This is a genomic window from Cytobacillus citreus (assembly GCF_018343665.1).
Taxonomy (GTDB): domain Bacteria; phylum Bacillota; class Bacilli; order Bacillales; family Cytobacillaceae; genus Cytobacillus; species Cytobacillus citreus.
In genome coordinates, this window is sequence record NZ_JAGYPM010000001.1 from 262,654 (window position 1) to 275,259 (window position 12,606).

A 12,606-nucleotide genomic window follows, 5' to 3' on the forward strand; every position below is an offset into this window, starting at 1 on the left:
ACCTTTCCGTGAGACAAATATTGTGTTATCACAATGGTGAACAAAGGTGCTTGCGCTTTTCTTAGCTACTAGGAAAGTTTAAGTTTATTAAGGTACTAAAGTAAAGAGTGTTTTCAATTAAATTTCTGCTAATAAGATCGCATAAGAAAAACTAAGGCATTCGCCAAAAAGGGCTTGGCGAACGCCGAGTTTTCTAATTTCATCTCCTATTTAAGGAATAATTTTACTTCCCACTGCCCATACTGAGTGACAAATAGTTTGTTGAAGTGGGGGTTAAAAAATGTTATATCTTCATGATGTTTGGGTGAACTGGTTTGAAGGTGAAGAAAATGGATACAATGTTTGCCACTTTCATGAGTGGCGAAAGGATGATGGCGTAGAGCTGCTTGACCAGGTGCCGTTATTAAAAATTGATCCCATTTTATTTAATTACATTGAAAATGATTTATCGGAGCTGCCTCAACAACTTTTAGATGATATTTTTCAAAAGGCTTATTTAAGGAAAAATCATGAACGTGTTCAAATGGAGTATTGTTTCGTTGTTTCAGATGGGAAAGGAATACTTGCTGTTGATACTATTGGCTATAATATTCCGATTCGAAAAAGCAGACTTATCCCACGCCAAGAGCAATTAGCCTATGAAATGCTAGAGAATCATGAAGCAGTTTACTATACATATAATGACCAAAAGGGATTAAAGGATTTTCATATCTTAGCACCTGCACCAGAACTTATGCATGGTCTAACAAGAAAGGAAAGGCAGCTAAAACAATTAATGTTTATGGCGCTAGATCAATTGTATTCTTCGAAAAATGTCGCTGAAGTTCGATATTGGTACACAGAATGGAGTCCCGAATTTTATACGGAAATCCAACAGATGGATATCGAGGAGGCTTGGCTCCAGCTTTTTGAAAAAAGCAAATATGGGTGGACAAGCAAACACGAACAATTTTGCGAAAATTTAATTAAGGGACAGCCATTCTTTGAGAAGCTATGGGAAATGGAACATGGCCCAAAAGTAAATTAAAAAGGAGCGATTCCGCTCTTTTTTTTGCTTGTGTTTTTATAAAATCTCGGCAGACGACGTATAAATACTCCCAACATTCATTAATTCCTGTTAACTGAAGAGTGCATAACTATGGAATTTATGATGGTGCTGAATACTATCTATATCAAATTGCTGTAACTTTACAAAAAAATCATAAATCAAATAAGATAAAACCTACAAATGGTTGTATTTTCCTTAATTAACCAAAAAATCTATCACAAATGTGATAGATTTTTTCACTTTACAGTTATCTTCTTTTTCTTCCAAGACCCATGGCGTTTTCCATTTTCTTTAACATTTTATTTGCAACTTTTTGTGCTTTTTCTGCCCCTTGATCAAGGATGTCATCAAGCTCGCTTGATTCCATGAGCTCATAATATTTTTCTTGAATTGGTTTGATTTCATTTACAACAATTTCTGCTAAATCTGCTTTAAAATCTCCATATCCTTTTCCTTCATACATTTTTTCAATATCGCTAATTTCTTTTCCAGAAAAAATTGAATAGATGGATAGAAGATTAGAAACACCTGGTTTATTTTCTATATCATACTTGACGATACCCTCTGAATCTGTAACGGCACTTTTTATTTTCTTTTCGATTTGCTTAATATCATCTAATAGAGTAATCGATGCTTTTTTATTTGGATCTGATTTACTCATTTTTTTTGTTGGTTCTTGCAGAGACATGATACGTGCACCAACTTTAGGGATTCGAATTTCAGGGATGGTGAAGATTTCACTATATTTTTTATTGAATCGTTCAGCTAAATCCCGTGTTAATTCAAGATGCTGTTTTTGATCTTCACCAACCGGGACAAGGTCAGTACTATATAGAAGAATATCGGCAACCATTAGTGGCGGATAAGTTAATAATGCAGCTGAAACAGCTTCTCTACCAGCAGATTTATCTTTAAATTGTGTCATTCTTTCGAGCTCGCCGATGTAGGAAATGCATTGCATCATCCAACCTGCTTGTGCATGTGCAGGGACCTCAGATTGAATAAATAGTGTAACTTTTTCAGGGTCAATTCCCACTGCTAAATATAGTGCAGCTAGACTGCGAATATTCTTTCTTAGCTCAAGTCGATCTTGAGGCACTGTGATGGCATGCTGATCAACGATGCAAAAATAACAATTATATTCATTTTGCAGTTCTACAAACTGTTTTAGAGCACCAATATAGTTCCCAAGAGTTATGGTGCCACTAGGCTGAATGCCAGAAAAAATAGTTTTCATAATTTTCCTCCTTTAATTAAGAAAAGCGGACAGTCCCGATTATTGGCTTAGTCCAGAGAGTCCATTGTGCTCGGTGATAGACAAATTAAACGCAAAAAAGACCATTCGTCCTAATAAATAGGGACGAATGGTCCGCGTTGCCACCCTAATTACTCAAAAAATGAGTCACTTTAGTTCCATGCAAAAGCCATGGACCCTCTATAACGTAAGGGTACGTCTATAAACTAGATAGCTCAAAAGTCCATTCTATTTACCGGGTTATCTGTTCACACCACCCACAGACTCTCTTCAAACCTTAAGTAAATATACTACTCTTTATCTTAGCCATTTGTATTAATTTTATTAAATGTAATAATATAGTAACTTGGAGAAGAAATCAAGTGGGCTTACAGTTTAACACCAAAAAAATTATTTTCGGAAAATTTAAATAAAGATTATTATTCTAATTTTGTAAAAAAAGTCGAAAAAAGGCGAATAAAAATATTTTTTTATTTGTCTAAAAACTCTTATTTCATAGGGGTTATTAGAAAAAGTGATTGCTAGATTGCGATAAAGCTTTTAAAACCTACTTGCATAAAAATTTTTTAGAAATTATAATAAATCTAACAAACGAATTCTTTACGAAGTTGTGACAAATATTACAAAAAATTTACAGTATTACTTTGAGGTGTATTATTATACTAGAAAAGCAGGTTGTAAACTTTCATATAAAGATAGATTCATTTATATAATCTGATAAATTATCAGAATAGAACGGATAATCTTTCTTTTAAGAGAATATCAACTTTCTTTTTTTTAATCTTATGCTTGTATGTCATTTTTTTACTCTTAATTGACAGACTATTTGAGCAATATACCCGAGGCGTACACTTGTGTTTGTATGGTGACAATTGTAAAGAAACTGTTTGGGGCAAAAAATATACACAGGGGGTTGAAATCGTGAAGAAAAGATTGTCGATCTTTTTTAGCATGTTGTTAGTACTTAGCATGTTCCTTGCAGCTTGTGGCGGCAAAGACAATGCTAACAGCGGTGACAAAGGCGGAGATAAAGACAAAGGAAAGTCTGATGTACCGCAAGAATTACGAGTAAATATTAATACTGAACCACCATCTTTACATCCAGGATTAGCGAAGGATGCTACTTCTGGAACAGTTCTTCGTCAAACCTTCGAAGGTTTAACACGTATTGAAGCTGATGGAAAGCCACATAAGGCTGCAGCAGAAGAAATCAAGGTTTCAGATGATCAAACAGTTTATACATTTACACTTCGTGATGCACAGTGGTCAAATGGTGATCCAGTTACTGCAAAAGACTTTGAATATGCTTGGAAATGGGCTTTAGATCCAAATAACCAATCTGAGTATGCATACCAACTTTATTATATTAAAGGTGGAGAAGCTGCAAACACTGGCAAAGGTTCATTGGATGATGTTGGAATTAAAGTTTTAGACGACAAAACACTTGAAGTTACACTTGAAAACCCAACTCCATTCTTCCTAGAGTTAACTGCTTTCTATACTTATCTTCCAATCAATAGCAAAGTTGCTGAAGCAAATAAAGAGTGGGCAAATGATGCTGGTGAAAACTACACTTCTAACGGACCTTTCGTAATGAAGGAATGGTCTCATAGTGATAAAATCGTCCTAGAAAAGAATGAAAAATACTGGGATGCTGATACAGTAAAATTAACTTCAATTGAAATGTTTATGATTAACGATCCAAACACAGAGTTATCAATGCTTGATAATGGCGAACTTGATTGGGCAGGTGCTCCATCAGGTGAATTACCACAAGACGCAATGCAAGCTCTTAAAGATGAAGGTCGTTTAACAACTCAATCAATTGCTGGTATTTATAACTACAAATTCAACACAACTGTTGAGCCATTCAATAACGTAAATATCCGTAAAGCATTTGCTCATGCAATTAACCGTCAAGAAATTATTGACAACGTGACTCAAGGTGAACAGCTTCCAGCCATGGCGATCGTACCTCCATCCATGTTCCCTGAGAGCGAAAAAGGCTATTTCCCTGATAACGATGTTGAAAAAGCACAAGAATATTTACAAAAAGGTTTAGAAGAAATGGGTCTTAAAGATGTTTCTGAGCTTCCTCCTATTTCTCTTTCTTACAATACGTCTGAAGGACATCAAAAGATTGCACAAGCAATCCAAGATATGTGGAAAACAAATCTTGGTGTTGAAGTAACACTTGAAAACTCAGAATGGGCAGTATTTATCGACAAAATGCATTCACTTGATTATCAAGTTGGACGTATGGGTTGGTTAGGTGACTTTAACGATCCTATTAACTTCCTTGAAATGTACCGTGATGCTGATGGCGGAAATAACGATACTGGATGGGAAAGCAAAGAGTTCCAAGACTTACTAGCTAAATCTTCTACTGAAGCTGATCCCGAAGCACGTCAACAAATCCTTAAAGATGCAGAGAAGGTATTAATGGAAGATATGCCAGTAATGCCAATCTACTTCTATACTCAAAACTGGGTAAAAGATGATAGCTTAAAAGATGTAGTTGTAACTGGTCTTGGTGATGTTCAATACAAATGGGCACATTTTGAATAAGAAATCTTGAAGACGAAAGGTATATAGGGGGCAGGCCCTCCTGTATACCTTCGTTTCTGCTTTAGAGATGTATTAATTGGAGGTGTTTGACAATGGTGAAATATATTGGCAAGCGCTTGCTGTATATGCTAATTTCCTTATGGTTAATTGTAACAGCAACGTTTTTTTTCATGCGCATTGCACCAGGAAACCCGTTTACTTCTGAGAAAAAGCTGCCTCCCGAAATTGAAGCGAATTTAAATGCTCACTTTGGTTTAGATCAGCCGTGGTATGCTCAATATTGGGATTATCTTGTAAGAATATTAAACTGGGATTTTGGCCCGTCATTTAAATATAAATCACAAACAGTTAATGACATAATCAATGAAGGCTTCCCAGTATCAGCCATGCTTGGAGCAGAGGCTTTATTATTAGCTGTTGCTTTCGGAGTACTTCTAGGAATTATCGCCGCATTAAAGCATAATAGATGGCCTGATTACACGGCAATGATTATAGCAGTATTAGGAATTTCGGTACCATCCTTTATCATGGCTACCTTCTTGCAATATTTCCTTGCCATTAAAATGGGACTATTCCCGGTAGCACGGTGGGAGACTTTCATGCATACTATTCTTCCAGCTCTAGCTCTGGCTGCAACTCCAATGGCATTTATCGCTCGTTTAACTCGTTCAAGTATGCTGGAAGTTTTAAGTAATGATTATATTAAAACAGCAAAAGCAAAAGGATTAAGTCAAGGCGTAATTACGGTTAAGCACGCAATCCGTAATGCACTTTTACCAGTTGTCACTTATATGGGTCCATTAACGGCTGGAATATTAACAGGAAGCTTTGTAATTGAAAATATTTTTGGGATTCCTGGTCTAGGTGCTCATTTTGTTACAAGTATTAATAATCGTGACTATACGGTAATAATGGGAGTAACCGTTTTCTATAGTATTCTATTGCTCGTATCTATTCTCCTTGTTGATATAGCATACGGATTCATCGACCCACGTATTAAACTTGCCGGTGGGAAGAAAGGAGAGTAATGAATCATGCAGATTTCGAAAGATAAATTTCAACTCGTCGGATCAAAATATGAAGACGCTGAAAAAATTTCAAAGCCTAGTCTTTCGTTCTGGAAAGACGTTTTTATCCGCTTCCGAAAGAATAAGCTCGCCCTATTTGGATTAGTTCTGCTCATTTTATTAATCATTATGGCGATCATTGGACCACATCTGACAGGATATGATTATCGTACAAATGATTTAACAAATAAAAATCAACCTCCTTCATCCGAACATTGGTTTGGTACTGACGATCTGGGTCGTGATGTCTTCACACGTACTTGGGAAGGTGCTCGAATTTCAATTTTTATCGGTGTTGCTGCTGCGTTAATTGATTTATTCATTGGCGTACTATGGGGTGGTATTGCTGGCTACAAAGGCGGTCGTACTGATGAAATGATGATGCGTTTTGCGGACGTTCTCTACGGTGTACCTTATTTATTACTTGTTATCTTATTAATGGTTGTATTAGGTCAAGGGCTTGGAACTATGATTCTTGCCATGACCATTACAGGATGGATCAATATGTCACGGATTGTACGTGGTCAAGTATTATCATTAAAAAACCAAGAATATGTTCTTGCTTCCAAAACTTTAGGTGCAAATACTAGCAGAATTATGGCAAAGCACTTAATTCCAAATGCAATGGCTCCAATTCTTGTTACCATGACTTTAACAATCCCAAGTGCAATTTTCACAGAAGCTTTTTTAAGTTATTTAGGGTTAGGATTAAATCCGCCTCTTGCCAGCTGGGGTTCAATGGCTAGTGACGGACTTCCAGCACTACGCTATTATCCTTGGCGTCTATTCTTCCCAGCAACATTTATCTGTTTAACTATTTTTGCATTTAATGTCGTTGGAGACGGATTACGTGATGCTTTAGACCCAAGACTTCGTAAATAAGTAGAAAAGCGGAGGCGGCTTGTTCAGGGCGAGGAACGCAGATTAAAAACACCACGTCCTGTGGCAATAATCTGCATGACCCACATCCTGTGGGCCTCAAGCTTAAGGCGAACTTGCGTGAAGACTGTCTTCTAGTCCTCTTACAGATTGACTTAAGACCTCGAGACCCTAGCCGCCGTAGCTAGACAAAGGAGTGAGAATATGGAAAAAATACTCGAAGTAAAGGATTTAGAAGTCTCATTCCAAACATATGGAGGATCTGTTAAAGCAGTTCGTGGTGTAAGCTTTGACCTTCATAAGGGTGAGACACTTGCCATTGTTGGTGAATCAGGATCAGGTAAGAGTGTTACTTCTCAGACGATCATGAAATTAATTCCAATGCCACCTGGTAAAATCACTGGCGGTCAAATTCTTTTTAACGGAGAAGATATTGTTCCAAAGACGGATAAACAAATGCAGAAAATCCGAGGAAAAGAAATTAGTATGATTTTCCAAGATCCAATGACATCTTTGAATCCAACTATGAAAGTGGGTTATCAGATTATGGAAGTTCTGATAAAACACCAAAATATGTCAAAGCAGGCTGCGAAAGCTCGTGCGATAGAACTGCTTAGTCTTGTTGGTATTCCAATGCCTGAAAGGCGCGTAAATCAATATCCACATGAATTTTCAGGTGGAATGAGACAGCGTGTAATGATTGCCATAGCGTTAGCAGCAAATCCAAAGCTATTAATTGCTGATGAGCCAACAACAGCTCTTGATGTAACGATTCAAGCACAAATTCTTGATTTAATGAAAGATTTACAGAGCAAAATGGATACTTCTATTATCTTTATTACTCATGATCTAGGTGTTGTAGCAAATGTTGCAGATCGTGTAGCTGTTATGTACGCTGGACAAATTGTTGAAATGGGTACAGTTGATGAAATCTTCTATGATCCGCGTCATCCTTACACATGGGGGCTTCTTGCATCCATGCCAAGCTTAGACAACGATGACAAAGCAGAGCTTGCTGCGATCCCTGGAACACCGCCAGACTTAACGAATCCTCCGAAGGGAGATGCATTTGCAGCGAGAAATAATTATGCTTTGGCAATTGACTTTGAAGAAGAGCCGCCAATGTACCAAATTTCTGAAACACATTTTGCAAAAACATGGCTTCTTCATCCGGATGCACCAAAGGTAGAGCCTCCAGATGCGGTTAAAAAACGGATGCGTCAATTATCCTCTGCGTTCAAGCAACCAGTACTTGTAAAGGAGGGTAACTAAACATGGCTAAAAAATTATTAGAAATAAAAAATTTAAAACAGCATTTCAATATTGGAAAGCCGAATTTGGTAAAAGCTGTTGATGGAATTACTTTTGATATTTATAAAGGTGAGACACTGGGCCTTGTTGGTGAATCGGGATGTGGAAAATCGACAACTGGACGGACAATCATTAGACTATATGATGCGACTGACGGCCAAGTCCTTTTCAGCGGGGAAGACGTACATGGCAAGAAATCATCTAAAGAATTAAAGAATTTCAATCGTAAAATGCAAATGATTTTCCAAGATCCTTATGCATCACTTAACCCCCGTATGACAGTAGCGGATATTATTGCTGAAGGCATTGATATTCACGGTTTAGCGAATAGCAAAAAAGATCGAATGGAAAGAGTTTATCAGCTCTTGGAAACAGTCGGATTAAATAAAGAGCATGCTAACCGTTACCCGCATGAGTTTTCAGGTGGTCAAAGACAGCGTATCGGCATAGCACGTGCACTTGCTGTTGAACCTGATTTCATCATTGCAGATGAGCCGATTTCTGCACTAGACGTTTCTATTCAGGCTCAGGTAGTTAACTTGTTGAAAAAGCTGCAGCGTGAAAAAGGGTTAACCTATCTCTTTATTGCCCATGACTTATCAATGGTTAAGTATATTAGTGATCGAATTGGGGTAATGTACTTTGGTAAACTAGTTGAGCTTGCAACAGCAGAAGATCTATATAATAATCCAATGCACCCATATACCCAATCGCTGTTATCAGCTATTCCTCTTCCAGATCCTGATACAGAACGAACACGTAAGCGTAAATCTTATGATCCAAAGGTTCACAATTACAGTGAAAAGGACAAGGTTGAAATGCGTGAAATTGCACCAGGGCATTTTGTTTATTGTTCAGAAAAGGAAGCAAATCAATACAAAGCGCAATACGTTAAATAATAAAAACGATCTCTTGAATGAGATCGTTTTTTCAATTTTGGATCAAATGATGAATAAAAAGCTTCTTTTTCTTTAGTATTAGAAGAGGAAGATCCATGTTGAAAAAACTAATCTATACTTTTGCGCGATAACGTATTACTCTTTTAATATAATACACTATCTAAAATGAAATTTCTATAAAAATTTCTACTAATATTATTTTTCTGAGTATTGAAAAATAATATAAATTCATATAAAAAAGAGACTGACATATTCCAGCCTCTTTGGTTTCATTCAATATTATTTCTTTTTTCCGCCAACAGATTTCCATCCGGTTTGAAATCTTGCAGATTGATCAACAAATTCAGTCTTCTTTTTACCACCAAAAAGCCTTTCACCAAGACCATTTGTAAAAACTCCCAATGTAGCTGTAAAACCAATAACAAGCAATGCAACAACCGTAAGATCAAATATGTATTCTTTCATCATAACCCCCACTTTCTTTTTTACAAAAAATTATGATTCAGAAGCAATCCCCATATCCTATTGTATTAGAAGTTATCATGTATTAAAAGGGGAAATCAGCGAAATACTTAATTAAACAGAACTTTTTTAATATTGGATGAAGAAGGAGAAGTCACCTATGCACTGGTATGAAAAATTAAATCAATATTTTCCAATTGAGGAAATGAAATCAAAAGAACATATGGAGACATTATTAAAGGAACGGCCAGGTATTTATCAAAAAGATGAAGGTCCTTATCATGTTCTCATGTATGCCGAGTTTGATTATTTTATTTTTATAGATTATTTATTCGTCTCAAAAGAATCGAGAGGTCAAGGATTAGGGCATAAATTGATTGATAAGCTGAAGAAAAAGGAAAAACCAATCATATTGGAAGTTGAGCCTATTAATTATGAAGACACAGATACAGAAAAAAGACTCCACTTTTATAAACGAGAAGGATTTGAGCATGCTCAGTCAATTGGGTACAGAAGGCGTTCTCTTGCTACAAAAGAAATATCTGAAATGGAAATACTTTATTGGGCACCAAATAATGAAAGTGAAGAATTAATATTTACAGCAATGAAAAAAACTTATGAATCTATTCACACATACCGTGATGTCCATTTTTATGGGGAAGCTTATCAGCCTGTAGAGGAAGTACTTACTTATGATGAGGACAATAATAATCAAAATATACTAGATCAACTGTAATAGGGTTTTTATCGCAGATTAACGGGCAGTAAGACCCCCGCTTCAAGGTTGCGTGAGAATCGAAGAAATCTAAGTGGTGGATCAACTGCCCGTAAAGGCCCGACGACGGAAACGATGTCCTAGTCAGGCGAAAGCCACAGGACGTGGCGTTTTGAGCGTGATTGGTTCAACTAACCATCAGTCGGGGATGAAAGCCGACTAAGAACGCCACGTCCTGTGGCAACGTCGGCACTAGCACGTCCTGTGCGTCGAAAAACCCCCACTGATGGAAGTTTCACTTTATAGATTTTTTCAATAACATAATAATAATTGAGAATAAAAATAGGAATAGGAATAACCAAAAGGGCGATATTGTTATAATAAATGGATTATGGACTCTTTATATAATAGGTACTCTGAAATTAAAAAGGGAGTATAATGTGAACAATTTGTGAATCAAAAAAATATTAATGATTTTATGAAACTTTTCATGGTTTCATTCGTCTTATATACTAGAGTTGCCAAAAGTATCATTTGTTTAATGAATATTTAAGGCTTTAATCTATTATAAAAAAATATACCAAAACAGCTTTTCTTGGTGTATAATCATGAATATAAATTACTTATTTATAGTAATTTTAATTTAAGATTAGCTCATATGTTCATATTTAAACAAATAAAAATCAAAAGATTTGATTATATGTCTAAATTTAAAGGGAGTGAATTTGTAAGATGGTTACATTATACACTTCACCAAGTTGTACTTCATGCAGAAAAGCAAGATTATGGTTGGAAGAACATGAAATTGCCTATAAAGAAAGAAATATATTTTCTGAACCTTTGACAATCGATGAAATAAAAGCAATTCTACGTATGACGGAAGATGGTACAGATGAGATTATTTCTACTCGCTCAAAAATTTTTCAAAAACTTGATGTAAATCTGGAATCTATGCCACTTCAAGATTTATTTGAGTTAATCAAAAAAAATCCTGGCTTACTTCGTCGCCCAATCATTATTGATGAGAAGAGGTTACAAGTTGGCTATAACGAAGATGAAATTCGAAGATTTCTTCCAAGGAAAGTTCGTACATTTCAACTTCTTGAAGCTCAGCGCTTAGTTAATTAAAATAGAAAGACCTTCTTTCTTTTTGGAAGAGGGTCTTTTTAAATTTGAATCTGTTTACCAATTACGTGAAACTTCAAACACTTGGAATTTAATATTCCATTAATTTGTTAATAATGATAAAAAAGTCTAATATTCGTATTGAATATTGTTTGTATAAAAGAAGGAACTTTGATAAGATATTAGAAAAACTTGGCATGTGGCAATACGGCATATGCCTTATTTTTTCTTTAGCGAACTATATATAGATACCAATATTTACACGGTATTAAACTCAAACTTTCCGTTTGTTAAAGGAAATCTGCATAGGCAAATAATGGTTTTTTTAAAGTTATGACATTTTAATTCCCTTTATTGTCATTTTGTCATAAAATAAAAGTACAAGGTACAATATCAATTACCTTTTCAATTTAAGGAATATACTGTTATTTATTTGGAATCATAGACAGATATAAAAAATAAGGGTAAATTTGTCCCTTCAACCAACTCCAGAAAGGAGAGGTGTAAAATGGAAATAGAAAGAATCAATGATAACACAGTTAAGTTTTATATTTCTTACGTTGATATAGAAGAACGAGGCTTTGAGCGCGATGAAATCTGGTATAACCGCGAACGAAGCGAAGAGCTTTTCTGGGAAATGATGGAGGAGGTCCACGATGAAGAGGAATTCACTGTGGAAGGACCTCTTTGGATACAGGTTCAGGCACTAGATAAAGGGTTAGAAATCTTGGTTACGAAGGCTCAGCTTTCCAAGGATGGAAATAAATTCGAGCTGCCTGTTCCTAATGAAAAACTAAAAGATATTCCTGTCGATGAGCGTATTGAGGAGCTGCTAGATCAGCATTTCAATCCTGAATCAGAGGATAATGAATTAGATTATGAGGAAGATCTTGACTTCCTTTTAACCTTTAAGGATTTTGAAGACCTCATCTTATTATCAAAACAACATGGATTAGACAATATTCCAACCAAATTATTTTCTTTTGAGGGAAAATATTATCTATTTGTTGAATTTCCAGAAGAGCTATTTGCTGAAGAGGATATTGATAATTTATTATCGATATTATTGGAATATGGAATTGAAACACAAGTTACGATCCATCGTGTTGAGGAATATGGAAACTTAATCATCGCTGAGGACGTATTTGAAAAATTAAGAACTTATTTTAATTAAAAAATCCGATTTCAGTGTTGAAATCGGATTTTCTATGGAAAAATGAAACGATTCAAATCGTCTTAAAGAAAATCATAAGGGTAGCCAAAGTGGCAGGTGAAAG

Annotated in this window: 11 protein-coding genes and 1 other annotated feature; of the genes, 9 read left to right on the forward strand and 2 right to left on the reverse strand. The window is 35.7% G+C overall.

Annotated features, from left to right (window positions below):
• The first annotated feature begins 280 nt into the window (after positions 1–280).
• Positions 281–1,027, forward strand: coding sequence for a YjbA family protein (locus KHA94_RS01415; protein WP_213100379.1), 747 nt, complete (start codon positions 281–283; stop codon positions 1,025–1,027).
• 268 nt (positions 1,028–1,295) lie between these two features.
• Here the strand turns inward: KHA94_RS01415 and trpS are convergent, their stop codons facing one another.
• On the reverse strand, positions 1,296–2,285 hold the full coding sequence (gene trpS, locus KHA94_RS01420) for a tryptophan--tRNA ligase (protein WP_249365264.1): 990 nt from the start codon (positions 2,283–2,285) through the stop codon (positions 1,296–1,298).
• A 116-nt stretch (positions 2,286–2,401) separates the two neighbouring features.
• Positions 2,402–2,616: a binding site (T-box leader), on the reverse strand.
• A gap of 608 nt (positions 2,617–3,224) precedes the next feature.
• Between trpS and KHA94_RS01425 the strand changes: the two genes are divergently transcribed.
• The 5 genes from KHA94_RS01425 (at position 3,225) to KHA94_RS01445 (ending at position 9,027) form a co-directional block, all read left to right on the forward strand.
• Positions 3,225–4,871, forward strand: coding sequence for a peptide ABC transporter substrate-binding protein (locus KHA94_RS01425; RefSeq protein ID WP_213100380.1), 1,647 nt, complete (start codon positions 3,225–3,227; stop codon positions 4,869–4,871).
• Positions 4,872–4,963: 92 nt separating this feature from the next.
• Positions 4,964–5,899: an ABC transporter permease gene (locus KHA94_RS01430; RefSeq protein ID WP_213100381.1), complete on the forward strand. Its 936-nt coding sequence runs from the start codon at positions 4,964–4,966 to the stop codon at positions 5,897–5,899.
• Between the two features lie 3 nt (positions 5,900–5,902).
• Positions 5,903–6,820 carry an ABC transporter permease gene (locus KHA94_RS01435; RefSeq protein WP_420828138.1) on the forward strand — a complete coding sequence of 306 codons (918 nt, stop codon included), beginning with the start codon at positions 5,903–5,905 and terminating at the stop codon, positions 6,818–6,820.
• Between the two features lie 201 nt (positions 6,821–7,021).
• Complete coding sequence (locus tag KHA94_RS01440; protein ID WP_213100383.1) at positions 7,022–8,089, forward strand: ABC transporter ATP-binding protein; 1,068 nt, start codon at positions 7,022–7,024, stop codon at positions 8,087–8,089.
• 2 nt (positions 8,090–8,091) lie between these two features.
• Complete coding sequence (locus KHA94_RS01445; RefSeq protein ID WP_213100384.1) at positions 8,092–9,027, forward strand: ABC transporter ATP-binding protein; 936 nt, start codon at positions 8,092–8,094, stop codon at positions 9,025–9,027.
• 279 nt (positions 9,028–9,306) lie between these two features.
• Here KHA94_RS01445 and KHA94_RS01450 read toward each other — a convergent pair whose 3' ends face one another.
• Complete coding sequence (locus tag KHA94_RS01450; RefSeq protein ID WP_213101246.1) at positions 9,307–9,492, reverse strand: hypothetical protein; 186 nt, start codon at positions 9,490–9,492, stop codon at positions 9,307–9,309.
• A gap of 157 nt (positions 9,493–9,649) precedes the next feature.
• Between KHA94_RS01450 and KHA94_RS01455 the strand changes: the two genes are divergently transcribed.
• The 3 genes from KHA94_RS01455 (at position 9,650) to mecA (ending at position 12,503) form a co-directional block, all read left to right on the forward strand.
• Complete coding sequence (locus KHA94_RS01455; protein WP_213100385.1) at positions 9,650–10,225, forward strand: GNAT family N-acetyltransferase; 576 nt, start codon at positions 9,650–9,652, stop codon at positions 10,223–10,225.
• A 711-nt stretch (positions 10,226–10,936) separates the two neighbouring features.
• Positions 10,937–11,332: a transcriptional regulator SpxA gene (gene spxA, locus KHA94_RS01460; protein WP_213100386.1), complete on the forward strand. Its 396-nt coding sequence runs from the start codon at positions 10,937–10,939 to the stop codon at positions 11,330–11,332.
• Between the two features lie 505 nt (positions 11,333–11,837).
• Positions 11,838–12,503, forward strand: a complete 666-nt coding sequence (gene mecA / locus KHA94_RS01465) for an adaptor protein MecA (RefSeq protein WP_213100387.1) — start codon at positions 11,838–11,840, stop codon at positions 12,501–12,503.
• Positions 12,504–12,606: the final 103 nt, after the last annotated feature.

Bases quoted from the DNA above. Each gene is read 5' to 3' on its own strand.
- KHA94_RS01415 (WP_213100379.1), top strand. From the start codon at position 281: ATGTTATATCTTCATGATGTTTGGGTGAACTGGTTTGAAGGTGAAGAA.
- trpS (WP_249365264.1), bottom strand. From the start codon at position 2,285: ATGAAAACTATTTTTTCTGGCATTCAGCCTAGTGGCACCATAACTCTT.
- KHA94_RS01430 (WP_213100381.1), top strand. From the start codon at position 4,964: ATGGTGAAATATATTGGCAAGCGCTTGCTGTATATGCTAATTTCCTTA.
- KHA94_RS01440 (WP_213100383.1), top strand. From the start codon at position 7,022: ATGGAAAAAATACTCGAAGTAAAGGATTTAGAAGTCTCATTCCAAACA.
- KHA94_RS01445 (WP_213100384.1), top strand. From the start codon at position 8,092: ATGGCTAAAAAATTATTAGAAATAAAAAATTTAAAACAGCATTTCAAT.
- KHA94_RS01450 (WP_213101246.1), bottom strand. From the start codon at position 9,492: ATGAAAGAATACATATTTGATCTTACGGTTGTTGCATTGCTTGTTATT.
- KHA94_RS01455 (WP_213100385.1), top strand. From the start codon at position 9,650: ATGCACTGGTATGAAAAATTAAATCAATATTTTCCAATTGAGGAAATG.
- spxA (WP_213100386.1), top strand. From the start codon at position 10,937: ATGGTTACATTATACACTTCACCAAGTTGTACTTCATGCAGAAAAGCA.
- mecA (WP_213100387.1), top strand. From the start codon at position 11,838: ATGGAAATAGAAAGAATCAATGATAACACAGTTAAGTTTTATATTTCT.